Source organism: Streptomyces sp. NPDC017940, from assembly GCF_044328435.1.
In the GTDB taxonomy this organism is placed as follows: Bacteria; Actinomycetota; Actinomycetes; order Streptomycetales; family Streptomycetaceae; genus Streptomyces.
On sequence record NZ_JBIRHJ010000007.1, the window covers coordinates 404,353 to 429,403 of the forward strand.

General features: G+C 69.8%; 25 protein-coding genes and 1 pseudogene. 6 read left to right on the forward strand and 20 right to left on the reverse strand.

Annotation, left to right across the window (positions count from 1 at the left end):
- Positions 1-31: 31 nt before the first annotated feature.
- From ACH4DX_RS25525 to ACH4DX_RS25535, 3 genes are all read left to right on the forward strand, one after another.
- Positions 32-718, forward strand: coding sequence for a DUF317 domain-containing protein (locus ACH4DX_RS25525; protein ID WP_398156853.1), 687 nt, complete (start codon positions 32-34; stop codon positions 716-718).
- 66 nt (positions 719-784) lie between these two features.
- On the forward strand, positions 785-1,006 hold the full coding sequence (locus tag ACH4DX_RS25530) for a hypothetical protein (protein ID WP_398156854.1): 222 nt from the start codon (positions 785-787) through the stop codon (positions 1,004-1,006).
- Positions 1,007-1,043: 37 nt separating this feature from the next.
- Positions 1,044-1,955 carry a hypothetical protein gene (locus ACH4DX_RS25535; RefSeq protein WP_398156855.1) on the forward strand — a complete coding sequence of 304 codons (912 nt, stop codon included), beginning with the start codon at positions 1,044-1,046 and terminating at the stop codon, positions 1,953-1,955.
- A gap of 155 nt (positions 1,956-2,110) precedes the next feature.
- On the opposite strand, the gene ACH4DX_RS25540 is transcribed toward ACH4DX_RS25535, so the two are convergent.
- The 11 genes and pseudogenes from ACH4DX_RS25540 to ACH4DX_RS25590 all read right to left on the reverse strand — a co-directional run bounded on the left by ACH4DX_RS25540 (position 2,111) and on the right by ACH4DX_RS25590 (position 11,306).
- Positions 2,111-2,692 carry a hypothetical protein gene (locus tag ACH4DX_RS25540; RefSeq protein WP_398156856.1) on the reverse strand — a complete coding sequence of 194 codons (582 nt, stop codon included), beginning with the start codon at positions 2,690-2,692 and terminating at the stop codon, positions 2,111-2,113.
- 387 nt (positions 2,693-3,079) lie between these two features.
- Positions 3,080-3,610, reverse strand: a complete 531-nt coding sequence (locus tag ACH4DX_RS25545) for a hypothetical protein (RefSeq protein ID WP_398156857.1) — start codon at positions 3,608-3,610, stop codon at positions 3,080-3,082.
- A gap of 248 nt (positions 3,611-3,858) precedes the next feature.
- Positions 3,859-4,308 carry a hypothetical protein gene (locus ACH4DX_RS25550; RefSeq protein WP_398156858.1) on the reverse strand — a complete coding sequence of 150 codons (450 nt, stop codon included), beginning with the start codon at positions 4,306-4,308 and terminating at the stop codon, positions 3,859-3,861.
- 80 nt (positions 4,309-4,388) lie between these two features.
- Positions 4,389-6,107, reverse strand: coding sequence for a mobilization protein (locus tag ACH4DX_RS25555; RefSeq protein ID WP_398156859.1), 1,719 nt, complete (start codon positions 6,105-6,107; stop codon positions 4,389-4,391).
- Positions 6,108-6,114: 7 nt separating this feature from the next.
- The gene (locus tag ACH4DX_RS25560) at positions 6,115-6,747 is read right to left on the reverse strand and encodes a plasmid mobilization protein (protein ID WP_398156860.1); all 633 of its coding nucleotides are present in this window, start codon (positions 6,745-6,747) and stop codon (positions 6,115-6,117) included.
- Positions 6,744-7,028: a hypothetical protein gene (locus ACH4DX_RS25565; protein ID WP_398156861.1), complete on the reverse strand. Its 285-nt coding sequence runs from the start codon at positions 7,026-7,028 to the stop codon at positions 6,744-6,746. Before ACH4DX_RS25565 ends, ACH4DX_RS25560 begins: the two co-directional genes overlap by 4 nt.
- 45 nt (positions 7,029-7,073) lie before the next feature.
- Entirely contained in the window at positions 7,074-7,265 is a 192-nt protein-coding gene (locus ACH4DX_RS25570) for a hypothetical protein (protein ID WP_398156862.1), read from the reverse strand.
- 1,042 nt (positions 7,266-8,307) lie between these two features.
- Positions 8,308-8,740 (reverse strand): annotated as a pseudogene (locus ACH4DX_RS25575) (DUF2637 domain-containing protein); the annotation flags it as partial.
- A complete protein-coding gene (locus ACH4DX_RS25580) occupies positions 8,737-9,366 on the reverse strand; it encodes a WhiB family transcriptional regulator (RefSeq protein WP_398156998.1) in 630 nt (209 codons plus the stop codon). The pseudogene ACH4DX_RS25575 and the gene ACH4DX_RS25580, both read right to left, overlap by 4 nt.
- Positions 9,367-9,492: 126 nt before the next feature.
- Positions 9,493-10,248: an ATP-binding protein gene (locus ACH4DX_RS25585; RefSeq protein ID WP_398156863.1), complete on the reverse strand. Its 756-nt coding sequence runs from the start codon at positions 10,246-10,248 to the stop codon at positions 9,493-9,495.
- On the reverse strand, positions 10,245-11,306 hold the full coding sequence (locus ACH4DX_RS25590) for a hypothetical protein (protein WP_398156864.1): 1,062 nt from the start codon (positions 11,304-11,306) through the stop codon (positions 10,245-10,247). The genes ACH4DX_RS25585 and ACH4DX_RS25590 overlap by 4 nt, the downstream gene beginning before the upstream one ends.
- A gap of 1,068 nt (positions 11,307-12,374) precedes the next feature.
- Here ACH4DX_RS25590 and ACH4DX_RS25595 point away from each other — a divergent pair.
- The 3 genes from ACH4DX_RS25595 to ACH4DX_RS25605 all read left to right on the forward strand — a co-directional run bounded on the left by ACH4DX_RS25595 (position 12,375) and on the right by ACH4DX_RS25605 (position 14,630).
- Positions 12,375-13,811 carry a helix-turn-helix transcriptional regulator gene (locus tag ACH4DX_RS25595; protein WP_398156865.1) on the forward strand — a complete coding sequence of 479 codons (1,437 nt, stop codon included), beginning with the start codon at positions 12,375-12,377 and terminating at the stop codon, positions 13,809-13,811.
- 115 nt (positions 13,812-13,926) lie between these two features.
- Positions 13,927-14,334, forward strand: coding sequence for an acyl-CoA thioesterase (locus tag ACH4DX_RS25600; RefSeq protein ID WP_398156866.1), 408 nt, complete (start codon positions 13,927-13,929; stop codon positions 14,332-14,334).
- A gap of 122 nt (positions 14,335-14,456) precedes the next feature.
- On the forward strand, positions 14,457-14,630 hold the full coding sequence (locus tag ACH4DX_RS25605; protein ID WP_398156999.1) for a helix-turn-helix domain-containing protein: 174 nt from the start codon (positions 14,457-14,459) through the stop codon (positions 14,628-14,630).
- 145 nt (positions 14,631-14,775) lie between these two features.
- Here the strand turns inward: ACH4DX_RS25605 and ACH4DX_RS25610 are convergent, their stop codons facing one another.
- The 9 genes from ACH4DX_RS25610 to ACH4DX_RS25650 all read right to left on the reverse strand — a co-directional run bounded on the left by ACH4DX_RS25610 (position 14,776) and on the right by ACH4DX_RS25650 (position 24,558).
- Positions 14,776-15,474, reverse strand: coding sequence for a hypothetical protein (locus ACH4DX_RS25610; protein ID WP_398156867.1), 699 nt, complete (start codon positions 15,472-15,474; stop codon positions 14,776-14,778).
- 124 nt (positions 15,475-15,598) lie between these two features.
- The gene (gene fxlM, locus ACH4DX_RS25615) at positions 15,599-17,893 is read right to left on the reverse strand and encodes a methyltransferase, FxLD system (protein WP_398156868.1); all 2,295 of its coding nucleotides are present in this window, start codon (positions 17,891-17,893) and stop codon (positions 15,599-15,601) included.
- A gap of 33 nt (positions 17,894-17,926) precedes the next feature.
- Positions 17,927-18,166, reverse strand: coding sequence for a hypothetical protein (locus ACH4DX_RS25620; RefSeq protein WP_398156869.1), 240 nt, complete (start codon positions 18,164-18,166; stop codon positions 17,927-17,929).
- A gap of 23 nt (positions 18,167-18,189) precedes the next feature.
- Positions 18,190-20,217, reverse strand: a complete 2,028-nt coding sequence (locus ACH4DX_RS25625) for an ATP-binding cassette domain-containing protein (RefSeq protein WP_398156870.1) — start codon at positions 20,215-20,217, stop codon at positions 18,190-18,192.
- Entirely contained in the window at positions 20,214-20,648 is a 435-nt protein-coding gene (locus ACH4DX_RS25630) for a hypothetical protein (RefSeq protein ID WP_398156871.1), read from the reverse strand. Before ACH4DX_RS25630 ends, ACH4DX_RS25625 begins: the two co-directional genes overlap by 4 nt.
- Before the next feature lie 162 nt (positions 20,649-20,810).
- The gene (locus tag ACH4DX_RS25635; RefSeq protein ID WP_398156872.1) at positions 20,811-21,494 is read right to left on the reverse strand and encodes a hypothetical protein; all 684 of its coding nucleotides are present in this window, start codon (positions 21,492-21,494) and stop codon (positions 20,811-20,813) included.
- Positions 21,495-21,555: 61 nt separating this feature from the next.
- On the reverse strand, positions 21,556-22,047 hold the full coding sequence (locus ACH4DX_RS25640; protein WP_398156873.1) for an NUDIX domain-containing protein: 492 nt from the start codon (positions 22,045-22,047) through the stop codon (positions 21,556-21,558).
- An 82-nt stretch (positions 22,048-22,129) separates the two neighbouring features.
- Positions 22,130-23,989, reverse strand: coding sequence for an NUDIX domain-containing protein (locus ACH4DX_RS25645; RefSeq protein WP_398156874.1), 1,860 nt, complete (start codon positions 23,987-23,989; stop codon positions 22,130-22,132).
- A 98-nt stretch (positions 23,990-24,087) separates the two neighbouring features.
- Positions 24,088-24,558, reverse strand: a complete 471-nt coding sequence (locus ACH4DX_RS25650; protein ID WP_398156875.1) for an NUDIX domain-containing protein — start codon at positions 24,556-24,558, stop codon at positions 24,088-24,090.
- Positions 24,559-25,051 lie beyond the last annotated feature (493 nt).

Here is a 25,051-nt window from a genome sequence, read left to right on the forward strand (position 1 = left end):
CTCCTCCTACCCCGCCGCCTCGCCGGACCCGGTGCGCTGGGTCACCCCGCGCCATCTGGCCGGCGACGACGACGCCCTCGCCGAGCGGATCGGCGACACCTTGACCGGTCTGGGCTGGCGCATGTGGCCGACCGCCCGGGACACCCTGCTGTATGTGAGCCCGGACGAGCTGCGCGGCGCCGAATGGATTCTGGCCAGCAGCCCGTTCACGCTGGGCGGCCTGCGGGTGGCCCTGCAGATCTCTGCCCGCCCGGACACCGCCAGCGCCCTGGTGCAGTGGAACGCCTACTTCACCACCGGCGTGCCGCACGAGGCACTGCACGACTTCCTCGTCGCGCTCGACGTCAGCGCGGTGCCCGACAGCGGCTTCGAGGAGCCCGAGGCGGTGGTCACGGCGCTGAGCGCACGGGGCTGGATCCGTGACGTGGACCGCCCCCGCACCGCGGCCACGGACCCCGGCTTCGCCTCGCACGTCTCACTCGAGATGCTGCCGGACTTGATCGCGGACGCCGACCTGCGGGAGGACCTGATGGGCTGGCAAGCGTGGGCCGAGCCCACGTTCGGCGCCCCCTACCTGTGGTGCGCGAACTTCAGCCCCAGCGTCCCCAACGAGCTGGTCGCCATCTTCGCTTCCTCGCTCGCCTCCCCGGTCCCGGTGGCACGCCACCGGCTGCCGCAGAGCGCGGAGAAGCGCCTCACCGTCGTCCACCTTGGCTGACTCGGGGCCGGCACGCGAACGACGCCCTGCCGTTCGCGTGCCGCGTTCCCGCCTCAACCTTTGGAGGTGTCCTTCACGAACCCGCTTCCTGCTTCCGGCGCGCAGTGCTGCGAGCGCTGCGGCTCCGTCGGCTTCCTCGCCCGCAACCGCGACCTCACCCATGCGCCCGCCTGGTGCATCAACTGCCACGAACGAGCCGACACCACCCAGGCCCGCGCCGGTCACCCCTGCGAGGACGGCTGTGCCCTCGCCACCGACCACGACGGCCTGTGCGCCGTACGCGTCTGACCGCCTGCTCCCCGCTGCCTAACCTCACGGAGGTCCTTTGTCCCTGCCGCTGATCCGGCTCGCCATCGGCCGTACGAACGGCACCGCCCACTACGGCGTCCTGCTCAATGGCGCCCAGCCGATGACCATGTGCGCCACCCACTCGCCCGACCTTCAGCCCATCGGCGAGAACACGGCCCACACCCTGTGCCAGAGCTGCACGCGCGCCTGGCTCATCCTCACCACGTCGTCCTCCAGCGCCGAGCCGGACGCCAGGCCCGCTGCTGGGACCGGCGCGAGCGCCATGGCGCACCGGCCGATCCCCGGTCACCTGCTGGGCTACTGCGGCAAGGCGCTCGACAACTGCCGCTCCGCCGAGCGACGCACGTGCGCCCACTGCACGCGACTCAGCGACGCCCTTGCGGCCTTCACGAAGCGGGCCGTGGAGCTGGACTTGCCCGCGGCTGACCCGTGCCACGTCGATGATGCCGTGCTGTGGGCGACGAAGGGCCGCGCCAACCTCGTCACCGGCCACTACCGGGACGCGGTCTCCGGCAAGGCGCATTGCGGTCGGCCGCTCGACCAACCCCTGCCCGGCGCCCAGCCGTGCGCACCGTGCCGACGGTACTGGGAAGAGACCGAGGTCCTGCGGCAGATCCAGACCCTGCCCCGCATGCGCGAGCAGACCGTGGGCTGGACGGACCGGGTGCGGGAAGTCTTCGATGACACCGCGGCCGTACTGGAACCCGGCGACGCCTACACCGTCTCCGGATGCACCCAGCGCCACCATGTGGCCGAGACCCTCGGGCGCCTGCACACCGGCCACGCCGAGCTGCTCGTCTACCTCGACGGCGAGGACCGGCTGAGCGAGGTGCGGGTACGGCGCGAGCGCCTCATCACGGTGGAGCGCCCTGATCCCGGGGAACGGGAAGGCGAGGAGGGTGTTCGCGGTGTGAGCAGAGAGCGTTGACCAAACCGCTGTGCCCGGCAGGCCCTTTGGCCTGCCGGGCCTTCGTCGTAAGCGCTGACTCTCCCCGGCGTGTGCCAGGCCGCCGCGTCGGCGGCACCTCCACGACTGAGGTGGTGAAGGGTCCGCTTCCTACTCCGAGACCAAGATGGGGCAGGTCACGGCATTGGGGCAGGTGGCTCGGTTGGTCCGCCTGCGATCCAGGAATTGCGGCTTCTGCCCATCCAGTGCCACGGCTCTCGAAGGTGGTGCTGTGCCACGGTGACGTAGCGGGACAGGTGACGGTCGAGATCCGCCGCGCCCACCGAAGGGTCGCTCAGAGAGTTGTCGATCGCGTCCATCAAGAACTGTGCATGCGCCGTGACATTGTCGGTGTCTTCCAACCGCAGTACCTGATAAGCCCGCTCGGCCTCAGCCAGCAGCGTTTCGTCCAAGGAACCCTGATCTCGCTTGCGGTCTTCGACGAGCGCCTGGGCGGCTTGCAGGAAGGCCACGTAAGCCTCGCGCTTAGCGTCGATCTGCTGATTCCTGGCCTGCGCTTCCAGTGTCTGCTGCACCGTCTTGAGAACGGCCTCGGCCTGCTTCTCTCCAGCGTGCCGTACCGCAGCAGCCTGTTCCTCACCTGCCAGATGTGCCGCGGATGCTTGGCGAAGTCCGGCACTGCGCGTAAGCCAGCCGGTTACGACACTGCCCGCAATCGCTGATCCTGCCGCGATCAGCGCTACCCCCCACTCACTCATGATCGGTATCTTCTCGCAGGCGGTCGGTGGTCGTATGCGCGGGGGAGGACACTGCCGCTCAGCAACGCCTGGCGAAATGACGGTGCCCCTGCCAGAAGTGGCAGGGGCACCGTTGAGTGCTGCTTCACGTGGTGTGGTTGGCGCGCTAACCGACCTCGTGATTGCGGAAGATGGTCCGTATCCCGAACGCGATGAGGCTCACGCACACCCCGCAGATGACGCCCACCAACCACCACCGCGGGCTGCCGGTGAACACCCAGGCGAACAAGCCAAACAGCACAGCAGTCCCACCACCCAGCCAAAGAACGGGTGGTGCATCGGAGACGGAATTGTGCGAAGCGAACATCCGAGAGCGCCCTTCCACGCATTGCACGCCGGGTAGGGACCTCATCCCTGGGCACGCGCCTTGTTCAGCGCCTTGTCGAGGTGGGCATCAACCAGGGCTGGTGAGCCGGAGACGATCACTACGATGTTCCCGGCGCGGACTGCCGTCTGCTTGACGACGGTACGCTGCCCGCCAGCCGCGTACGTCAGCAGATGGCTCCATCGCTCGTCCCCGAGGTCGGGTGCGGTGGCTGTCTCAGTGGTCATGTCGACGGCGGTGCTGCCCGCGACGACCTGGTACTTGGGGCATGAGGCCATCGCCTCGAAGATGCGGTCCACGCCGTCGGACAGCTTCCGCGCGGTGTCGCTGTACAGCTCCTCGCTCAGCTCGGAGTTGCTGTTCCTGCTGTAGGTGAAGGCGGTCTTTGCCTTGCGCGGGAAGTCGAGGCTCGCGCCGGTCGACGCGTCCTGGCCGAGCCTGTCGAGGGCGGGGCATCCGATCACCGTGACGTCGTCCGTGTTCGGAGTCCGCTCGGCCTTGCGCGCATATCCCTCGCCCAGGTCCTCCTCGGTCAGTAGCCGTGTGCTCAGCACGGCCGAGGGCAGCGGCTTCGTTGCCGCCGTGCTGCCTGCGCCACGAGACGCGGAGGATGCCGACGACGAGGTACGGGAGGAGCTGGAGCCGCCATCGGAGCATCCCGCGACAGCGAGCCCGGCGAGCGTGGTCAGGACGAGAACGGCGGTGGTGTGGCGACGCAAACAAAACCCCTGGAGTGTGCGGAGCGGACGGTCTGACTGGGCCGCCGCGCAAGGCACTGCCGGCGGGTAGGGGTTAGGGGTGGTCAATGGCCCAGGTGGCGCAGGCCGTCGTCCAGCGTGGGGTGGAAGTGGTCCACCGGACCGGAGTTGCGGTTGTACCAGGCCGGGTCCAGGCGCGGCTCGGCGGTGTTGTGGCCGGCGCGGCAGCGCAGCCAGATCGTGTCGTCGCGCATGCTGAAGACGATCCAGTCCCGGTACGCGCCGCACTGCGGGCACTCACGTACCTCACCGTCGATGACGAGCGGCTGCTCCCAGCGCATCATCAGTCCCTCGACCTCGTGGCGGGAGGGCACGCGAAGGTCCGGCGGCGGGAAGTCGGGCACCTGCCCGATGCCCCCGCCGTGGGCGGGCGGCGCCGGCTCGGCGGCCGGGCTGCCGAAGTCGGGCGCCTGCCAGGTCGCGTGCATCTGCAGCATCGCCTGGCCGGCGCGCTGGGCGTCACGGAACTCGCGGTCCGCGCGTCGTCGAAACATTCGTCCCCCTCTTCGTCGTTCATCGGCCACACGGAGAGTGCCCCAGGCCCCTGACCTGCTGCAACTTGCAGATTCAGGAATCATCTCGGCTTCCTGGGCCGGGTGCTGCGCCCGGTGGTGGGCCGCTTCGGCCGCCCGGCGCTCTGCGGCGCGGCGGTGTCGGCCTCGGACATGGCGGAGGCGTCGGCGGGCAGGTCGGCCAGGCGGCGCAGCCGCCAGACCAGGACGTCGCTGACCGACTCGGCGGTGTCGAGTTCGCGGCGTGCCACGGCTTCGGTGAGCAGGGCGGCGGGCTCATGCCCGGCGGCTTCGATGTCGGCGAGGGTGGCGGCGAGCGCGTGCCATCCGGGCTCGGCGAGGATCTGCTCGGCCAGCTCCGGCATCGCCTGGCGTAGGTGGGCCACCTGGCGGCGCTGGAGCGGCTGGGAGAGGCGGCGGCCACGGTGGCGCAGGACGGCCATCGGGTGCTGGGCGGCGGACTGGTAGGCGGCGCGTAGGTGTTCGGCGGCCTGGCGGGCGGCTGCGGCCTGCTGGGCGTGGTTCTTCTTGCCGTGCCAGTGGGCGGCGGCGATGACCAGGAAGGCGACCATGTCGATCACCATGGCGGTGGTGGCGCCGTCCTCTCCGCGGCCCAGGGCCGGTCCGCCGTAGATGAGGTCGCGGGCGGCCTGGCGCAGGGCGCGGTCGTGCCCGCGCTCGGCCTGTACGTGGGAGCGGGAGGCGCGCTCGAAAGCGCGTGCCGCCTCTTGGAGTTGCTTGCGGGTATGGGCGGCGGACGTCTTGGCGAGGGCGTCGAGGACCTCACCGGCCGCCGCGATGAGAGCTGCGGCCTGACGGTCATTGCCGTGGTCGATGATCACGAGCGCCTGCCAGGCAGCGGCTGCCGCACGGCGCCGTGCCCGTGCCGGACCGCTCGGCGCGCTGGCGCGGTCGTCCGGCCCGGCGGCGTCCTGCTGGGTTGCCGACCAGCGTTCGCGGATGCGCGGCAGCGAGAGGTCGGGGGCGAGCGTGGAGCCTGCGAAGTAGACCGGCTCGTTGTCCTCGTTGCGGTCGTCGGTCAGCGCGACCTTGTAGCCGAGCAGGTCACCGGAGGGTGCTTCGCGCTTGCGGACGAGCAGGCCGGCGGCGGCCAGCCGGTCGAAGAACTCCTCCTCGCTGGTGGCGCCGGCCACCGCCCGGCGGACGGTCTCACGCAGTTCCTCGCGGGCGGTCTGCTCCCGGCCCTGACGCTCCGCCTTGTGGCGCTCCGCGCTGGTGGGCCGCTTGGCGGCAGTGCCGTCGCCCGCGTTGACCAGAGTCAGGCCCAACTCCTTCTCGATGAGACGGCATTCGGCCTGGGCACGCATACCGGAGCGGAAGTCGTCGGGGCGGCTTCCGTCCTCGCACACGAGGGTGGCGACGATGTGGATGTGGTCGTCCGCGTGCCGTACGGCTGCCCAGCGGCAGCCGGGTTCCCCGCCGCCGGGATCGATGCCGGTGGCGGCGACAACCCGGCGGGCGATATCCGCCCATTCGTCGTCGGACAGCGTGCGGTCGCCAGGAGCCGCACGCACCGACGTGTGCCACACGGGCAGGGCGGGGCGGGAGTGTGGGGGGAGAGCCTCGACGGGCTGGTCGATGAGACCCGCCAGATCCTTGATGGCGCGGTGGAAGTCGGCGCTGCGGCCGGGGTCGGGCGCCAGGCCGTCGAAGGACGCGACGAGGTGCGGGTCGACGTGCTCCTCGGCACGGCCGGGACCGTACAAGTAGTAGAGGAGACCGGCGGTGTCGTCGCCCGGGTCGTTGATGCTGGGAATCATGCCGGGTTCATGCCGCGTTCTGCTGGCGGGCGATGAGCTGGGATACGGCCTCCTGGACGCGGTCGGCCGCCGCACGAACCGCGGCGATGGCCGACTCTAGCTGCGGCGCGTCGGCGCCGGAATTGAGTGCCTTGACGGCCTGGTTGAGGTTGCTGCCCGCCCAGCCGAGACGGCGACGGGAGTCGAACAGGGCAGTGATCACTTCGCGGTCGTCGGCGATCTCGGCAGCAGTGCGGTCAACGTCGCGGGCGGCGCGCAGGGCGGAGCGGGCGAGGAAGCCGGCGACGGACAGATTCGACTGGGCGGCGGCGGACTTGATCAGGGCGAACTCTTCATCGTTGAAGCGTGCATTGGGCTGGTGCAGACGCTTCTTCTCGCGCGGCTGGCGCGGACGCTGACGGGCGCGCGGCGCGGAGGGCTGGCGGCGAGGACGGCGGTTCGCTTCATTCTTCCCCCCAGGCTTCGGTCCGCCCTCGGTCGAAGCCTGCCGGACCTGCGCCCCCTGGTGCAGGTCCGCTCCCGCCCCCTTCGGGGCGGGGTCGGCGGAAGCTACGCTTCCGCCCCAACTTGCTCCCCGCGAGAGGAAGTTGGATACCGCCTCGTTGGGGGTACGGGGCTGCGTGTTGTTCGGGCGTGTCATCGGGTGCGGTTCCTCGTGGTGCGGGTATGGAGCTGGACCTGGGCGGCGAGATCGACCATGGCGACGGGCCCGTCCAGGACGCGTACGGGGGCCTCGGGAGCGCTCTGCACGAGCCACTGCCCGCTCGGGGCCAGGACAGCGGCGTGCAGGAGACGGCGGCGGACCAGGACTTCCGCCCAGGCGCTCGCCTCGGCTGCGGTCGGGATCGACGTACGGGACTGGCGGGAGCGGATGGCGGGTCCTCCAGGGCCGGGGCGGTGGCCGGCACCGGGCCGGGCCACCGCTTCACAGGGGGATAAGGTGTTTGACCTGCGGTTATCGCCTGGTCATCCGCATATCGGGCAGCCTTCGAAGTGCCGGCCGAGGGCTTTGGCCATGCGGGACTTCACGGCGAGGGCGTTGGTCGCGCTCGTCTTCGCCGCCTTTGTGCCCGCGCTGCGCCGGGAGTGGTTGCGCAGGTAGGTGATGTCCCGCTCGTAGCCACGCTTGATGCGCTCGAAGCGCTCGCAGGTCTTCATCGGGCTCTCCTCGTGTCTCGGGGCAGGTGAGCGAGCGTCGGATCGGCGTACAGGGCGGCCTGGAGGTCGCTGAACAGCTCGTTGCTGACCTTGATCTTGGCGCTGCGCAGGTGCGGTCGGAGGGCCCGGCGGGTCATCCGGCCTTCCGCGAGAGCGGCTCTGCGGGCGACCTCGACCTTCGCTTCCCACGGGACCTTGTCTTCTTGGTCCTCGGGCTTGGTCCGCGGATCCGGCGCAGAGGCGTCATGGTCTGCGGTCCGCGCCCCCTGCGGTCCGCCCGAGGCGCCGCCCTCGTCTTGGTCCGCCGACGGGTCCAGCGGCTGGTCCGGTGCGGGGTTGACCCGGTGGTCCGCAGCCGTGGCATCGCGGTCCGCAGGAATGGAGGCTGCTGGTTGGTCCGTGGTCCGCGTCTCGTGGTCTGTGGTCTGCGGGTGCTCGCGGTCCGGCATCTGGTCCGCCGGGGCACCCTGGTCCGCGCTCACCGGACCAGACCCTTCGGCCGGTCCGCGTACGTGGTCCGCCCGCTCGTGGTCCGCCAGACCACGCGGTCCGGGGGCCGCTTGGCCTGCGGCGTTGCTGGTCCGCCCCTCGCTGTCGGCCTCCTGCGGACCAGCAGCGATCTGCTGGTCCGCAGCGGTCACGTCGTGGTCCGCGACCTGGTCCGGCTGGTCCGGTGCGGGGTTGGCCCGCTGGTCCGCAGCCGTGGCGTCGCGGTCCGCAGGGACGGAGGCGGCTGGTTGGTCCGTGGTCCGCGTGCCGTGGTCTGCGGTCTGCGGGTGCTCGCGGTCCGGCATCTGGTCCGCCGGGGCACCCTGGTCCGCGCTCACCGGACCACGCTCCTGGGCTGGTCCGTGCTCGTCGTCGGCGAGGGCGGGAGAGGGCGGTTGGTCCGTGGTCCGCCCGTGCTCGCGGTCCGGCGTCTGGTCTGCCCCGGCGCCCTGGCCCGCATTCTTCGGACCGGTCTGGGTCGCTCGTTCGTCGCCGTGGTCCGCTCGGTCGTGGTCCGCCGGGGCCTCCGCCGGATCCTGGTCGGCCGGGTGGTAGCGGGTGATGAGGATGTACAGATGGACCGCGCCGGCCAGGGCGAGTGGGGCGAGGGTGGAGAGCACGGCGACGACCGTGTCCCCCAGCCGCAGACCGGAGCGGATGGTCTGCTGGTTGAGGCGGACCGCGTGCAGGGCGTTGGCCCAGATGCTTGCTGCGGTGGCGGTTCCGAAGAGTACCCAGACGTAGAGCCGGGCACGCAGCGGGGCCTCGGAGAGAACCATCAGGGCCCGCACCCCGTAGGCGATGAAGCCGTCAATCACGAGCGGGAAGAGGTAGGTGAGGAATCCGCGGATGTGGATGGCGACGGCCATCTGCTGCAGAGCGTCGTAGCTGAGGGCGCAGCCGGCAAGACCGAGGACCACGATCGCGAGGCGGTCCCAGAAGCCGACGGGCGCGACGGTGGGGCGTGCAGCGGTGCGGTGGGTCATGCGGCCTTTCCGAGCGAGGAGATCAGGGCGTGGGACTGCACCTCGCGACCGTGTGTCGCGGCGTGCTTCTCGTCTGGGTTGCCGGGGCGAGGCTCGCGGAGCTTGCCGTCGGTCTCCTCCACGAGGCCCCAGTACAGGTCGCGTGCCTCAATGGCGCGGGCGGCCTCGCGCATCAGGTCGCGGGTCCAGTCGAGGTCGGCGTTGAGCCGGTGGGCCACGCGTTCCGGGCTCCAGCCGCGCAGGCGCAGTTGATGGATGACGGTGCTGCGCTCCGCCGTACTCAGGGGGACGTCGCGGCCCTGGAGGGTGGCGCGAACGCGGTCGTAGTCCAGACGCTCACCGCGCTTCTTCAGCCAGGGCTGGCGCTCCTTGTCGGTCAGGCCGCCCCAGATGCCGAAGATGACCTGGTGGTCGATCGCGTAGTTGAAGCAGTCCTTCTTCACCGGGCAGGTGGCGCATATCTGCTTTGCCTCGGCGATGGCCCGGCGGTCCCGCACCGTGTGGAAGAACAGCTTGTCGGCGAGGGCCGGGGCCATGCCGTAGCAGGCGCCCCGGGCGTGCCAGCTGTGGTCGCCGGTTCCCCGCAGGTCCGGCGCGGGCGAGTCGTTGGTGGTCTTGTAGCGCAAGGGAGTCTCCGAGGTCGCCTCGCAGGAAGGCGGGCAGGGCAGCACCGCGGTACGGCGGTGTGCGGCGAGGCGGGACAGGGTGCGGCGGACAGGTCCGCACGGTGGAATCAGTGGCGCAGGGGCAGGTCAGCGGCGCTGGAAGCGGCGGTCGGGCCCGGTGAACTCGACGGCGGTGCATATGCCGGACAGGCGGGAGAGCACGCGGTCGCCGACCTTGTCGCGCAGCACCGCCTGGCGCGCGGGCATCCGGTCGGTGCGCACGGGCGGCATGTTGCTCGTGACGATCGTCGGCAGCCGGTTCTGGCAGCGCCAGTTGACCAGCCGGAAGGTGATCTCCTCGGTCCACTCGCTCGGCTTGGCCGCACCGAGGTCGTCGAGCAGCAGCACCGGGATTCGCATGACCCGCCGCAGCGTGTGCTCGGGGTCCACCCCGGCGCGCGGACGCAGCTCGGCGTAGAGGTCGGCGGCGGTGGTGGCGTGCCAGCGCACCCCGCATCCGGCAGCGGTCAGGGCGCGGATCGCGCCGAACGCCTCGTGCGTCTTGCCGGCACCGGTGGAGCCCCACAGCAGCAGGCTGGGCCCATGCGTGATCTGCCTGCGCCCGGCGGTGCCGTAGTGCGGGTTGACGCCCTCGGCGTTCGGCGCCACGGCGTTGTCGGCGATGGCCCGCACCCACGCGGCCACCTCCGGGTGCTCGGGCACCGCGGCGCGGTAGTCGACCGGGATGCGCGCCTGGGCGGCTTCCAGGGCCGGGATCGGCTCAGGAGTGTCCGGCAGAGCCCGGTTCAGGTCCAGGCCGCGCTCGGCGAGCTTGGCCTCCAGGCGCTCACGCAGCCGCTCGGAGATCGCCGGCTGCGGGTCGGCGTAGCGGGCGCGGGTCACAGGCGGCCTCCAAACGTCGTGGGCTCGGCGGTGGGGTTGAGATACGGCGTGTAGGAGCTGCCGGTGCTGACCCAGGGCCCGGCGCCGGAGGCGGAGGACAGCGCGGCAGCCGACTGGGGCATCGCGTTGACGACCTCGTTCACCAGGCTCGGCAGGACGCTGGGGTTGAGCCCTTTGGCCCGCAGCTTGTCGAGCGCGGCGCGGATGTCGTCGGCCTCGAACCGCTCGTCGAGCAGGGCGTTGACCTTCCGGCCCAGATGGCCGAGGAAGTCCTCCGGAGGGCGGCGGTTGCAGCCTCGGACGTACTCGGCCACCAGATGTTTGGCCGAGACCTTGACCGAGGAGGCGTCGGGCGCGGGCGCCTCGCGCCCCGTAAGGAAAGATCCAGGATCCAAGATCCTAGATCCAGGGCGTGACTCCTCCTGTAGTCCTCCCGTAGTCCTCCGGGAGTCCTCCGGTATTGCCCTCTGACCTGCGGTTTTACCCGTCGCTGTCGAAGCGGCGTCCGTTGAGGCGCTGACCGTCGCTGTCTCGGGCTCCAGAGTACGCCCCGAGGCGTCGGTGGCGTGGATGAGAGGGCTGGGGAGTCCTCCCCGCGGGCTCCGGGAGCCCTCCGGAAGTTCTCCGGGAGGAGTCAGTGCCACCGAGGGCGATGCCTCTGCCCGCGTGCTGGGGCAGGCCCCGCCCTGGCACTTGCCGCAGTGCTGCCGGGCCTGATGGCTGGGGCAGCGCGGCAGGCGAGAAGCGGTCGCCTTGTTGATCTTCTGGTGCTGGTCCCAGGTGACGATGTGCAGCCAGGTCCGCCCGTCGCATCCGGTGTAGCGGCACACCAGCCCGGCCGAAGCCAGCTCGTCCAGGTCGCGGGCGACGTGGGTGGCGGTGTGCTCCGGACGCAGGGCCCACAGCCGTCCGGCGATGATCGCGGGGTGGTCGCGGTGCCGGCCGGAGTCGTCGGCCTGGGTCAGGAGCCCGAAGAAGGTCCGCTCAGCAGTGAGGCTGACCGAGGCCAGGTCCTCCGACTCGAACGCCTCGGGCTTGATCGTGCGGATGCGTGCCATCAGGCCCCACCTCCGACGCTGTGCCGGAGCGGGCCCCGCCCGACCGGCATGCGGTCACGGGCAGTGGACAGGGGGCAGCCTGCCGCGCCGGCCGGGTGAACCGGCCTTTTGCGCAGGGCAGCGCGCATGCAACACTCTCCTCTGAAGTAGAAGCCGCGCCGGGGCGTGTATGGGAATTGGCCCGGTGCGGTGATGGTGGGTAAATCTCCGGCCCTTGCACGGGCAGGAGTCCCATTGGGCGGTCGGCGTCTGGGAGTTGCACCTCTCAGGCGCCGCCGCTGTTTTCTGGGCTACTCGGCCCGGCCGATTCGCGTGAAGCCCACGCTGTTCCTCCTCGTCTCTGTCGCCGGGCGGGATGCCCGGCGAGGGACGACGAACATATGCGGGCGCCGCGACAAGATCCAGACTTAGCTAAAGGCGGCGGTACAAGTCGCAGAGGGAGGGCGTCGGCTCCTGCGTCTGCGGGTCGAGGCCACGGGCCGTGCTGCGGGCAGCCGTCGGATCGCTCCGAGCATCCCGGAGATGATCTGCACTGCAACCCCCCTGCGCCTCTTGTCACAACGTGTTGAACCGGCTGGTCAGAAGGATTTAAGCCAAGCCTCACCGGCAGCGTCAACGGCGATCTTTTGCCCGATTTACATGCATAGATCAGGTGTGTCGCACCCGCTCGCCAATCCACCTACGGGGCCGTAAGTCGCTTGTCGTGTAAGCGGAATGAGGTGATCCACTGCTGCAGGAGGCCGATTTGACAGTCTGGTCTAGACCGCCCTCAGTGGCCGGGAACGAAAACCGGCAATCTTTTGCCGGTTTCGCGGAGTGATCTTGACCTGTCCGCCGAGATGCCCGATTCGCCAGCGAACGTCTCCTTGATATGGCCGAGTTCCGTTCAGTAATAAACAATGCATTCCGCGTGGTATGTGGGCGAGGCCACACGTGGTCAAGGTCGGCTAAATCTTTGCGTATGGTCGTGGTGGGGAGACGACAGGGCGGGGGCCAGCTATTGCGCTGACCCCCCTTTTTCATGCCCAAAATCAGGCGTCTCCGTTCGAGAGGAGAGGGAGGATCTCAATGGTCGCGAAGGAACCGGACCAGCCCGACAGCAACGGCGCTGCGGAAGAGGGGACCTCCGACACAAGCGCAGAGCAGCACCCCGAGGCGGGCAGGGCCAGTGCTGCGGAGACAGAACTCATGCCCGCGCGCCCCACGCCCGCTGGCCAGTTCATCGGCTTTGGCGCGATGCTCAAGCGGTGGAGGAAGGCCGCCGGGGTCACGCAGCCTCGCGCCGCCCGCGCCCTGGGAATCAGTGAGCGCAAGCTGCGCGGCATCGAATCCGGCGCCACGCCGCGCTTCACGCAGGAGCAGTGCGACGCCCTGGTCGAGCTGCTGCAGCTCGACTCCGAGGATCGCCACGCGCTGCTGCTCCACAACGTCGGCACCTATCTGCGGTCCGCCGAGGGGCAGCCCGAGGTGGGCCCCGCGCTGCGCCTGCTCATCGACCAGCAGATGCCCAGTCCCACGTACCTCAGCGACAGGAACTGGAACATCCTCGCGTACAACACCGCGATGGCCGAGACCTGGCCGTGGGTGATGGAGCCGAAGGCCAACCTGATCAGGTGGGCGCTGACCACCGCCGAGGGGCGCGCGACCTACCACGACTGGCACAAGCACGCCACGGTCTTCGTGCGGATGCTCCGCTTCGCGGAGAACATCCACGGCGACGACCCCGACCTCCAGGAACTGATCGAGGACGTCAAGAAGAACCCCGAGGTGCTCCGCATCTGGGAGTCGGACAATGACTTCGTGGAGCACCGCGACGGGCACGTGTTCCTCGCCACCGTTCCGACGCTCGACTACAAGACGATCGAGATCGTCAGCCACGTCGCTTACCCGGCGATCATGCCCGACTGCCGGTTCGTCGTCATGACGTGGGTCGAGGCCGGAGCCGAGGTGGAGCCCGATGCTCAGCGCGACGCCCTCGGTGGTGTCCGCGACGCCTGGGCGGACGAGACGCACAACGGTGCACACGAGCGGGACCGGGCGCTGGGCCGGATCGCCGAAGCAGACCGCCTTCGCGCGGAAGACCTTCGCACGGCCCGCCTTTTGGTCAGCAGCGCGGCGCAGGCTGCGGCCCAGGCGGGCGAGGACGCCATCCCTCTGCCTGCCCTCAGCCGCCTCATGGGCCCCGACGCTCAGCTGACGCTCTCACCCTCCAAGCGGAGCGTGTTCTGGGCAGTGGAAGAAAGTGCTGGCCAGTGGGGCGTCACCGAAGTAGCACCGACGACGGTGATCGCACGGGTCCCGCGCAAGGAACTGTCCGGCGAGCGGCTCGACGAGATGAAGCAGCTCGTACGCGTGGGCCTGCCCGCCGAGCCCAAGGCCGCCGCAGCGCGCATCGAGCAGCTCCTCGGCGAACGCGACATCGAGCAGCGCATACTCCGCGACATCCTGGCCGATCTGCCCCTGCCCGACAGCGACCCACCGAACTCGCACGACGAGGCAGCCTAGGGCCCGTACCGGTCCCGGACCCGAGCCCGGCACCGCATGCGCCGGAACCAACGCGGCAGGCGTGGCCCTCTCCACGCCTGGCGCAGTCTCACCCTTCTTCCGAAAGAATCCACACGTGAACAGGTACACCTACCCCTGCCCGCTGCGCTGGGCTGACGCCGATGTGTACGGGCACGTCAACAACGCGCTGTATCTCCGCTTCATGGAGGAGGCGCGCACGCGGATGTTCCAGGAGGTGCTGCCCGCGGACGAAGCAGATCGCCGCCGGCACGCGTTCGTCGTCAGCCGAGCTGCTATCGAGTACCGCGTACCACTGCAGTACCGCGAAGACCCTGTCGACGTGTGCGTCAAGGTCGCGCAACGCAAGGGCGTGTCGTTCGATCTGACCTATGAAGTTCGCGATGCTGATCACGTATACGCCGAGGGCACGACCACCATCGTCGCCTACAACCTGGATACAGGACGGCCCCGCCGTCTCACCGACGCCGAGCTGGCATTTCTGGACCGCTACACGGAGTCCTGACTCCGGGGTCTCCCCGGAAGGGTGCCGGGCCCGCCTCGACGTGACAGATGGAATGCACGCGGCCCCTGGCGTTGATGAAAGGCCCGGAGAGTTAGTACGTCGAACCCGTCAGGCAACGAGGGCTGACCCTCGCCCAGCTCGGTGAGAAGACCGGACATTCGGCCGCCCAGGTGTCCCGCTACGAGCGAGGCATCGCCCCCATGAACGACGTGGACGTGAGGCGCAGGTTCGCGGACGCCCTCGAACTGCCACACGAGGCGTTCGGACTCCTCGCGCCCATGCCCGCCCCGCGGTGAAGTCACTGATTTCGAGCCTGCCCGTTTCCGGACCGGCGTCGCCGGAGTTGCGCGGCCTCGCGACGCGCAGCGGCGTCCTTGTCTGACAGCCCTCCCCTCTCAGCGGTGATGTCGCGAGCGAGAAGCAGCATCGGTTAGGTACAGATCACATGCGGCCCGTGTAAAAGTCACCGGAAATCGGTGGCCAGGTTGGCATGACGGCCCTGGTGATGGCTCCCAGCGTGGCCCAGGCGCAGATCGGCTCGGCCAGGAGATCCGCGACTCGACAGACCACCACCTTGCCCTCCGCCCCGCCGTCTGCACCCTCGGTGTTTTGGCTGCGGAGGGCGGTGAGTTCGTCCTCGGTGAGTTCGAGTACGGCCACGCTGCGCTTGGCGGCCAGGAGGGAGGAGTCGTTGCGGCCTCCGAAGGATCGCAGCCGGCCTGCGTCGATGCCGTCGATGCCGAGCGCCTCGTTGAAGTGCTGCAGAGCACGGGTGCGGATGTCTCCGTCGCCGCCGAATTCGGTGGCGACGGTCAGTAGCCGCAGAGACTGACCCTTGGGCGCGTCACGGCCGGGAGTGCTGGACAAGCTGTTGTCGCAGTGGACTAGGACGATCTCGCAGTCCGTCCACCGTTCGCGCCGGTGATAGGCGACAACACTGGTCACCATGGGATGACACACGAGCAGTTCGCTCGTGATGCGGTGATCGGCGTGCAGGATGCGCGCACGCATCGACCACCACAGTGCTTTATGCCCGGAGCCCTCGTCGCTGTAGACCCATTCGATGTCCGCCCCGGTGAGAGCCTTACGGGCCTCCCGCAGGGCGTCGCTCCATGCGTAGAAGCCGGTGGTGCGGGCCACCAGCAGTGGAACTTCCCGTTCCCCGCCCTTGCGTTCGCGGCCCCGACCAATGCGCTCGCGGAGTCGTACCGGGAGGCCGCCGGGAGCGGCGGAGACCGAGCGCGCGGCAGTGAAGGATCCGACATCAGAGGCTGGTGCGGATCGGGTGTGTCCAGTCGAAGTCGAGGCGAGTGTGCTGCTTCACGAGAGTGCGGGCGCCGGTCGGTTCTGTGTCGCCTTTGAGGCGAGAGCGGATCGTCAAGCGGGGAGCGTCGCGGATGTGGTGGTCGCGGTCCCAGATGATGACTTGCTGTGTCATCTCCTCGGCGAGCTGCTCGGCGGCCGGTCCGTAGGCGTGGATGACCCACTCCCACGTTGAGGTGCCGGTCTGCTGGAGCAACAGGCGGGCGAGGGAGCCGTCGCGGATCACAGCCGCTGCGTCCCAGCCCTTGGGGCGCTCGACGAGCCCGGTGTCGAGGTTCGGGTCGACAGCGAGGCGGCAGAAGCCGTCCATCGTGGTGGCGAGCCGCAGCATGAGCTTGTCAAAGGGGGTGTTGCCGGGCAGCGTGACGCCGGTCCGGCGTTCGAGGCGCGGCGCCTTAAGGGCCTGGGTGAGCTGCTCGGCGTCCGCTGTGCCGCCCTCGGGGAAGCGCAGGCGGATCTCTCCGCCTCGTAGGGACACGACGTCTTCCGCCCTGGCCCCGGCTCCCTGCATGGGGACGAAGCCACACACCGCGTAGGAGCGGCTGACCAGCTCGTTGCCGCGCTTCTCGAAAGCGATGGCCCAGCTGTATCCGTGGATCCTCAGCGGGACCACCAGGCGCCCGCCCTCGACGATCGGGGTGACCCAGGCCGACGGGATGTCGAGGGCCTGGACGGTGACGAGGATCGCGTCGAGGGAGCCCTCGTCGGTGAGGCCGGGAGCACCGTGCTCGCCGTCGCCCAGTACGACGCGCACCCGGTCGTAACCCGCGGCGGGCAGGAGGCGCGCTGTGCGTTCGACGACGAACGGGTCGATGTCCATCGTGGTGACTTGCCCCTCGGCGCCGACGCATTCCTGCATGAGTGCTGCGTTGGGGCCATTGGACCCGATCTCCAGCGCGGTCTGGCCGGCGCCGAGGGCGGCCTCGCGGAGCATGACGGCTTGCAGCCAGGGCGCCGAGACCGTGCTGGTGGGCCGGCCGCTGCCGTCGCACTTGGTGGTGACGGTCGCGTCGGCCGCGGCGTACACCGTCTTCAGCGGGACTCCGGGGAGGAAGAGGTGGCGACGCACACGACGGAAGGCGGCCTCGATGGAGGCGTCGTTGATGTAGCCCTGTTCGATCAGCTGGTCGGTCATTTCCTGGCGTAGCCGGTGGCTCTCGTGCGCCTGCACTGCGTCCTCGTGCGGGGCGGGCTGGAGGGCGCGGTTGCGGTGCACGGGAGGCAGCCCTTTAAGGAGGCCGGGCCAGACGCAGTCCAGTACATGCGCGGACGGCGTGAACAGCGTGCCGGTGAGGGCGGGGAGGTCGGCGGGCCAGTGCCATTCCCAACGGTGGAACAGGTCGGGTTCGGTCACGGTGGGGATGCCGTGGTGAGCTGTGATGCGGACGGCGGCGGTCAGGCGTGGGATGTCGTGGGTGGTGTCCATCAGGAAGGCGAGCACCTGCGCGTTGTCCACCGAGGTTTCGAGCCCGGTCTCCTCGGCCAGCTCGCGTACGGCTGCCTGCTCGAAGGATTCACTAGAAGTTGGCTTGCCGCCGGGCAGCTCCCAGACCCCGCGTACGGATCGGCCCAGCAGTACGCGGCCCTGCTCGTCGGTGACCACGACACCCGCGCCGATGAGGGCCTGCGGCGTGGGGCGTCGCTTGTCGGCGAAGGACACCGGACCCGCGGCAGGCTCCCGGAGCATCAGCACGGCCATGCCGTCGGCGTCGAACCGCTCGGCTGTGGCCCATCCGGCCGTGGCCAGGGCGATCTCGCCTTCGTCGAGGGCGATGTCACGCCGGTCTGCGGGGACGGCGCCCGCGAGCGGGGTGATGATGCAGATCGTGCCGCCGGGCCGAAGATGCTCGCGAAGGCGGTTGAGGAGCCACGTGCGGTTGTGCAGGAATGCGTAGCACAGGCGCAGAGTGATCAGGTCGTACTCGTCATGGGGCAGGTCGGCGAAGCTGTCGTGCTCGATGTCGTGGTGCAGGAAGTGCACGTCGACGTCGTCCGGGGCCTGCGCGGTGGCGAGTTCGATGGCTGACTCCGCGTAGTCGACGGCGTCAACCGAGTACCCCACCTCGTTCAGGTAGAGGGCGAGTTCGCCCAGGCCGCAGCCCACGTCCAGGGCGACGGCTGGACCGGCGGGGCGGAGGGCGCTATCCAGGACGGCGCGTTCGGAGCCGGTCAGGGCCCGGAACCTCTCGCCGCGGGCGTAGTGGTCGTGCCATTCGGCCTGTTGTGTGTATTCCACCGAGGCTGCTCCTTGCGGTCGAGGGGTTGGTGGTCAGAAGGAGTGAGTGTTCTGGAGGCGTCGCAGGGTTCGTCGGCCGCGCTCGACGACCTCGGGGTCGTCGTGGGTGAGGCCGAAGTCGATACACGCCGCCCGCCCGACGGCGGGCGTGGCCGGCACCACGGAGCTGGCGGCCACGCTGGTGCCCTCCCCGAGCAGGTAGAGGCGAAAGGGCCGATGCCGCCACAGGTTGGCGTCCTGCTCGATGGCAACTGGCGTCTGCTCACCGGACATTTGCGGCAGATCACACGAGGACGTCATGTGCCACCCCCGGCGTCGACGTCGTCTGGCACCTCAGGTGCGGTGCTGAGGTAGCCCGCGGCCTGGAGGGCGAACATCGAGGCGTACTCTCCGCCCAGCCTCATGAGTTCGCGGTGCGTACCGGATTCGATGATCCGACCCTGGTCGAAGACGTAGATCATGTGGCAGCCGACGACGGACGCCAGACGGTGGGAGATCAGCACGGTGATGCGGTCGGCGTGGTGCTCGCCCCGCAGCACCGCTTGGTACACCGCGTGCTCGGCCTTGGGGTCCATGCTGGCCGTCGGCTCGTCCAACAGCAGTACGGGGGCCTGTTTGTACAGGCCGCGGCCGACCGCGACCTTCGCCCACTGGCCGGCCGACAGCTCCTGTCCGTCGCGGAACCGCTTCGACAGCACCGCCCGCCAGGTGCCCGGTAGCGCAGCGATGACGGGTTCGGCGCCCGAGGCCCGTGCGGCGGCCAGAGCCCGTGTCGGGTCCGCCTCGGTCAGCGTTCCCCGGGAGACGGTGATGTTCGCCAGCGCCGGGAAGGGGAAGTGGACCGGATCTTGCAGCACCGTCGCTACCCGGGACTGCACGGACTCGCTGTCCATGTCGATTAGGTCGACGCCGTCCCAGGAGATGGACCCCTTGCTGGGGTCGTGCAGCCCCGCGATCAGGCGAGAGGCGGTGCTCTTGCCGGAGCCGTTGACGCCGACGAAGGCGACCGTGGTCCCGGTCCGCAAGGTCATCGACACCCCGTCCAGCGCGGGGGTGTCCGAGCCCGGGTAGGTGTAGGAGACGTCGCGGAGTTGGATCTCTTTGACGACGGCCGGTGCGATCACGCCGCCGCGCCGGGGCAGCAGCTTGCGGCACTTGTCCTGGAAGCGCAGCAGGTCGTCGACCCACATGGCGTGTTCATAGACGAGGTGGGCGACCTGGACGGCCTCAGTCATCGAGGAGCGGCTGTTCTGGATGGCCAGCACCGCGCCCGCGCCGGCGGCGAGCGGTAGCCACTCGTTGAGCAGCATGGCGCACAGAGCGAGGTAGGTGATGCCGGTGCCGATCCCGCCCGCTGCCCGCCCGACCAGGGACAGCCGGGCGGAGCTGAGACCGAGACGGGTGTCCTCGTCCGCGATGCGCTCGGACAGCCGGTAGTGCTCGGCCAGCAGCGCGCGCTGCGCGGTGTCGGAGCGAAGCTCCGCGGCCGAGTCCCGGTCCAGCAGCAGCCAGGAGAAGACGTTCACCCGGCGCTGCAGCGCGTTCCACCGCTTGAAGCTGTGGAATCGGGCGCGGGCCGCGGAGATCGCGGCGGCCCCGACCGGCACCACGGACAGCGGCAGCAGCGCGATCAACAGAGGGTGGAGGACGGTGATGACGCCGGCCGTACCGACCAGGCCCAGGAGGGAAGAGGCCAGGGTGATGATCTGGCCGACGATCTGCCGGGCGTAGAACAGGCCCCGGTCGCGGGCCCGGTACGCCTCGTCGTGCCAATCGGCGTTGTCCACCACCTCCAGCCGGACATGTGCGGTCAGCTCCAGGAACTCCCGCTCCAGCGCGGTACGGATCTTCGGTGTCAGACGGGCCTGGGCCACCGAGACCCCGTACTCCAACATCGCCCGCACCGACAGCACCGTCACCACGACCACGAGCTGTGGAGCGGCGGCCCGGATCCGATCCGGGGTGGGGCCCTCGCCCACGACATGCTGGACCACCCCCACGGTCGCCATCAGGCCGAAGGCGAGCATGGCCGCCGAGCCTAGCTGCATGACGACCAGCCGCACGGTCACCCAACGGTCGGTCGACCAGGCCAGACGACCGATTTGGCGCACGATCCGCGGCAGTCGGCCCAGGATCTGCCCGACGCTGGCACTGGCCGCCGCACCGTCGTACACCGACCAGTACGCCTCTTTGAGGTCATCGGTGATGTCGCCGTCGATGTCCGTTTCGAGGGAGGAAGGCGGCAGGTCGAGGACGTGCTCGCGGGGATGCGGCACTCCGCTCGGCGCGTCGTCGTCGGGGCTCAGGCTGAGTGCATCACTCATGCGCGCTCCCCGGCCGGTGACGGGACCGCCGCCTGGGCGTGGTGCGGCAAGGCCCACTCCACGGCGGCGCGGCCGGTGCCGGAGATGACGTACTGGGTGCCGTCAGCGGCGATGTCCAGGCGGTACGAGGTCGGCTTGCCCGCCGTCACCCAGCGGGCGTGCACCTCCTCGACCTGGTCCCAGATGGGCCGCGCGCCCACGGACTCGGTCATCCAGCCGCCTCCGACGGTGGGACGGACGACGACCCATGAGTCCTCGTCGGGGGCGATGAGGGTCAGGTGTTCGGCCTGATAGTCGCGCACCAGCCCAGGGACAAGATGGTCCAGGGCGAGCCACAGGCCGTACGCACTCTCGTCCGGTGGCGCCAACGTGGTACTCCGACGCGTACCTGGCTCGGCGGCGATCCGCTCGCGGTGGGCGAGCACGCTCACCCAGTCCAGCCCCTGAGCTGGGCGATGACCGCTTCGCACCCCCCGCAGTGTGGCCTCCACGCGCCCGCCTGCGGTCTTCTCCACCAGAGCACGCCCCGGCCAACTGGGCGACCGAGCCGTGAGCGTAGTCAACAGGCGGCCCCCAGGGGCCAGTTGTTCCAGTCAGGGCAGAGGGAGGGCTTCCACCGCGAAGCCGGACAGCATCCTCTTGAACGGCCCGAGGTTCGGTGCTCCGACGTAGCCGTCACCAGTGACGCCATGAGGTCGCAGGCCGAGCAGGCAGAGGCGTTCCAGGACCGCTTCGACTAGATACGGATCGCGGTCCACGAGTGTCACGCGCTCCGGGCCGCAGATCAGGCAGGCCAGCATCCCGGTTACCCCGGCGCCGCTACCCAGGTCGAGGAAGGATTGGCCGCGCTGTGGTTGAAGTTCGGTGAGGAAGGCAGCGGTCATGCTCATCACGCTGGACATGGAGGTCATCCGCCCGCCGGTCACCACGCCGCGCCGCTGCCGGTCCAGGCGCTCACCGTTGTGCTGGATGCGGACGCTGTCGCCGCTGTACAGCACTCTGAGCCACTCGTCGCGATCCTCGGGATGCGCGCCGTTGAGGAGCTTCCACACGCCCGGTTCGACGCCGTCCGGCACCTGGCGGACGTAGGCCCGGGGGATCAGCACGTCCAGGCGCAGAGCGAGCAGCGCCTCACGCACGGCCGGGTCCAGCGGCTGGGCGGCATCCAGCCGGGCAACCATCTCCTGCCGGGCGACGGCGGCTTGGGGAGGCTCCTGGGGCAGGGGAGGGGGAGGAGGCGTCGCGGCGTGGGGAGCGGCGGGAGTGGGCTGGGTCATGCGAGCCTCCAGGGAGCGGGTCAGTTCAGCGGGGCGAGTGACTGGCGAAGATGTGGGTCGTTCAGGACTCCTTCGGCGTTGTCAGCGCGGTATGGCGGGACGGCGGGCGTGCGTCGGGCCAGCCGAGTTCGGTGTACGGGCTGCCCGCGGCGATGCCTTCGAGGGCGGCTTTGGCGTACGGAACGATCGGCTCGGGCAGCGCGGACCTCGGCCACCAGGCCCACTTGTGGCACTTGTCCGGCTCCATCAGCTGCGGCTCGCCCTGCCAGCGCCGCACGCGCAGGACCAGCTCGAGAAGTGGTCGGGGATTGTCCGGATCCAGAAGATGGACGCTATGCACCAGGTCGAGGTGCTCGGGCTCGAGGCGGAGGCCAAGCTCCTCTCGCGCCTCACGGACGGCGCACTGCTTGATCGACTCGTGCTCGCAACATCTGGCAGGGAAGTGCCAGGTGTCAGGGGCGAATTCGGCGGTGGAGCCTCGCAGGCCGAGCAGGATCTCGTCGTCGCGCTCGAAGAGCAGGTGGACGCCAATCAAGTTCAGGGTGGTTGCCATCAGTTCTCCTTCACAAGGCGGAATCGGGAGGCTGTAGTCGGGTCGGCCACGACACACCACGCGCAGTCCGAGGCCGACTCGACTACGGGGAAGCCCTCCATTGCAGCCAGCGGTCGACGACGGCCCGCAGGTACGGCGGCATCTGGTAGCTGTCCAGCTTCTGCGGGGACACGAATCGCAGCTGACGGCCCTCGCCGAGGACCAGGTCCTCCGGCTTGCCGTCGTACGGCGCGGCGAAGACGTGGACCAGCTGCTGCGAGCCGCTGAGATCCCACACGCGTTCCACCAGGCGCGGTTCACTGACGCGCAGTCTGGCTTCCTCCCACAGCTCACGGATCACGGCCTCATCGGGGAACTCGGCGTCCTCCAACCCACCCCCGAGCAGCGACCAGTACCCCGGCCAGCAGGGAGCCTGCTCGTCGCGCTCGTGCAGCAACAGCTCGCCGCTGTCCGGCCGGTACACGATGGCCACCGCGCCCTCGGTCAGGGCGCGGCCGTTGACCAGCTCCACCGCGCCCGCGCCGGCGGCGCGCACCGCCAGGCAGGACCGGACCCGGGGAGCGATTCCGTCGGGCAGCAGGGCGGACAGGTCCTCCTCGCTGTCCGCCAGGCGCCATTGCGTCAGTTCGTGCTCGGGCAGCCGGATCGACGCCAGCTGGTGCGCGGACAGAGCGCCGCCGTCGTAGACGTGGACGACCTCTGCCGGGCGCTGCATCTGCCGGATCCAGTCGGTGGCCAGAAGCGGCCCCACGGGCACGCTGATCCCCAGCTCCTCGCGGACTTCGCGCACGGCGGCCTGCCGCGGCGTCTCGCCGGCATCGCAGTTGATCGCGCCACCGGGCAACAGCCACCGCCCGTCCTTGCGATAGACGGGACGCATGATCAGGACCCGGCCGTCGAAATCCGTGAACAGCACGGCCGACGCGGTCAGCGCCTTCGGCCGCACGGCGAGGTGATCAGCCGCCGCCAGGTCGCCGCCCTGCTCCAGACGTTCCCGTTCCGCAGGCGTCAGCCCGACCGGCGACCCGCGGTGCGGTACGCCTTCCTCCAGGTGCGCGATGCTCCCGCTGCGCAGGGCCTTCACGCCGGCGAGCATGCGGCGTCCGACACGCCGGGGGAGCCGCTCGGCCGCCTCACCGGGGGAGAGCCAGTGCGCGGCGCTGATCTCCCCGTCGGCAAAGTGGAGGTCGGCGATCTGCTCCTCGGTGAACGGTCCGGCATGGAAGACGTGCAGGATCACGGTGCGGCCGTAGCGGTCAGCAGGTACGTGGTCGACGGCCAGGAGCCGCCCGACGGGGACGTTGTCCAGGCCCAGTTCCTCCGCGATTTCCCGGGCGGCTCCCTGCCGCGGCGACTCGTGGGCCAGGACCATGCCGCCGGGCAACCCGAAGTAGATTCCGTCGCCGTGGTCGTAGGGGTGTTCAACGACCAGGACTCGGCCCAGTTGGTCGAAGACGAGGGCGGTCGCAGACATCAGGGGCGCCGGCAACAACGCGTAGTGGTCACGCTGGTTGGTCTCCACCGGCTTGCCGTCGCGCAGATGCGCGGTGCCCGCCCCGCCCTCGGCGTCCAGCGCGGCCCGCACCCTTCGCCGCAGCAGCTCCGGAAGGCGGGCAAGGGCCTCCGCCACGGGCAGATACTGCGCCGCGCGCACCTCCTGGGTCTGGAGCTGAAACTCCTCGGCGGGCGTGGGGCGGTCGAGGTGGACTGCGTAGATGGAGGCGATCAGGGTGCGGCCGTAGACGTTCCTGGGGACCGTGTCGAGGGCCAGGAGTCGACCCACACAGGCCGGGAACGGGCCCAGCTCCTCATGGGGTTCGCGCAACAATCCGTCGACTGGCCCTTCGTCGCCGAGCATGCCGCCCGGCAGGTCCCAGCCGGGCTTGTAGACCGGGTCGACGATCAGCAGGCGCCCGTCCTCGTCGCGGATCAAGGCGTCCACGGCGGCCACGGGGGCGGGGTGCTCTGCCAGGCACCGGGCCAGGTCGGGATCAGCCGGAAGGGGGGAGGTTTCCGGGCGAGAAGCATCGAGGAAGTCGCTCATGCCGAGGCCCTCTCGTCGGCGACGATACTGATGTTGGCGCGCGGTGCACCGGTGACGAACTGCCGCAGCAGCTCGCGCGTGAACGGGTGGGCATCCGCAGGCGGCTCTCCGGGATCGGCCCACACCAGCGCGGTGTGCCGGTCCGGCTCGCAGTTGTACGGCTCTCCGGTCCAGGACTGTGTCGTGAACAGCAGGGCGAGGCGACGCTGCCCGCTTGGCGCGAGGAGGTGAGCGGTGCAGCTCAGCTCAAGGTCTCTGGGCTCGACGCGAACGCCGACCTCCTCGCGAACCTCCCGGCATGCCCCTTCGTCGCACCACTCGTGATCTTCGAGATGCCCTCCGACGATGGTGAGCTGACCTTGATACTCCGGTTCGGCCCGGCGCAGCAGCAGGACGCGGCCGTCCTGCCGGTACAGCAGGACTAGGACGTCGACAACGCTCGTGTACGGCGCGGCGGGTGTGGTCATGCCCGTGCCCCCAGCCCTGCTCGCGCTCGGTGGACACTTCCGCGTGCGGCAGCGTCCGAGGCGAGGCTGGGACCGCTCAGGGGTCGGGTTCCGGGAGGAGGAAGGGGGCGCGTAGGCCGTCCGGCAGGGCAGCCCTGTTCGAAGGTTTGCTGGACCCGGGTGCTGTGCGTGCCGTAACGCATGACGCCTCCTCGTTGACGCAAATCTCGGACAGGTGCTCGGACTAACGGCCGTCGGCGAACCGCGTTCGGGGGTGACGGGGGCGAACTTTTCGAGCTGATGTGCGGATGTGGCACTTTGGGGCTGTGCGGACCGGCCTGGGCTCCTGTTCGATCACACAAATGAGTGTCCGAGTCGAACCCGAACACGATCTAGTGATTGCGCGGGCCCCTGTGCGGGAGCGCTGACGTCGGCGGTAGTCTGCCCTGGCGGTCCCGTATGCGTATGGGTGCCCCGTGGCAGATGCCTCCGGGGAGGAGCCGGGTGCCGTCGG

Coding starts and splice junctions, on each gene's coding strand:
- ACH4DX_RS25540 (WP_398156856.1), bottom strand. CDS start 2,692: ATGAGTGAGTGGGGGGTAGCGCTGATCGCGGCAGGATCAGCGATTGCG.
- ACH4DX_RS25550 (WP_398156858.1), bottom strand. CDS start 4,308: ATGTTTCGACGACGCGCGGACCGCGAGTTCCGTGACGCCCAGCGCGCC.
- ACH4DX_RS25555 (WP_398156859.1), bottom strand. CDS start 6,107: ATGATTCCCAGCATCAACGACCCGGGCGACGACACCGCCGGTCTCCTC.
- ACH4DX_RS25560 (WP_398156860.1), bottom strand. CDS start 6,747: ATGACACGCCCGAACAACACGCAGCCCCGTACCCCCAACGAGGCGGTA.
- ACH4DX_RS25570 (WP_398156862.1), bottom strand. CDS start 7,265: ATGAAGACCTGCGAGCGCTTCGAGCGCATCAAGCGTGGCTACGAGCGG.
- ACH4DX_RS25590 (WP_398156864.1), bottom strand. CDS start 11,306: ATGGCACGCATCCGCACGATCAAGCCCGAGGCGTTCGAGTCGGAGGAC.
- ACH4DX_RS25595 (WP_398156865.1), top strand. CDS start 12,375: ATGGTCGCGAAGGAACCGGACCAGCCCGACAGCAACGGCGCTGCGGAA.
- ACH4DX_RS25620 (WP_398156869.1), bottom strand. CDS start 18,166: ATGTCCGGTGAGCAGACGCCAGTTGCCATCGAGCAGGACGCCAACCTG.
- ACH4DX_RS25625 (WP_398156870.1), bottom strand. CDS start 20,217: ATGAGTGATGCACTCAGCCTGAGCCCCGACGACGACGCGCCGAGCGGA.
- ACH4DX_RS25635 (WP_398156872.1), bottom strand. CDS start 21,494: ATGACCCAGCCCACTCCCGCCGCTCCCCACGCCGCGACGCCTCCTCCC.
- ACH4DX_RS25640 (WP_398156873.1), bottom strand. CDS start 22,047: ATGGCAACCACCCTGAACTTGATTGGCGTCCACCTGCTCTTCGAGCGC.
- ACH4DX_RS25650 (WP_398156875.1), bottom strand. CDS start 24,558: ATGACCACACCCGCCGCGCCGTACACGAGCGTTGTCGACGTCCTAGTC.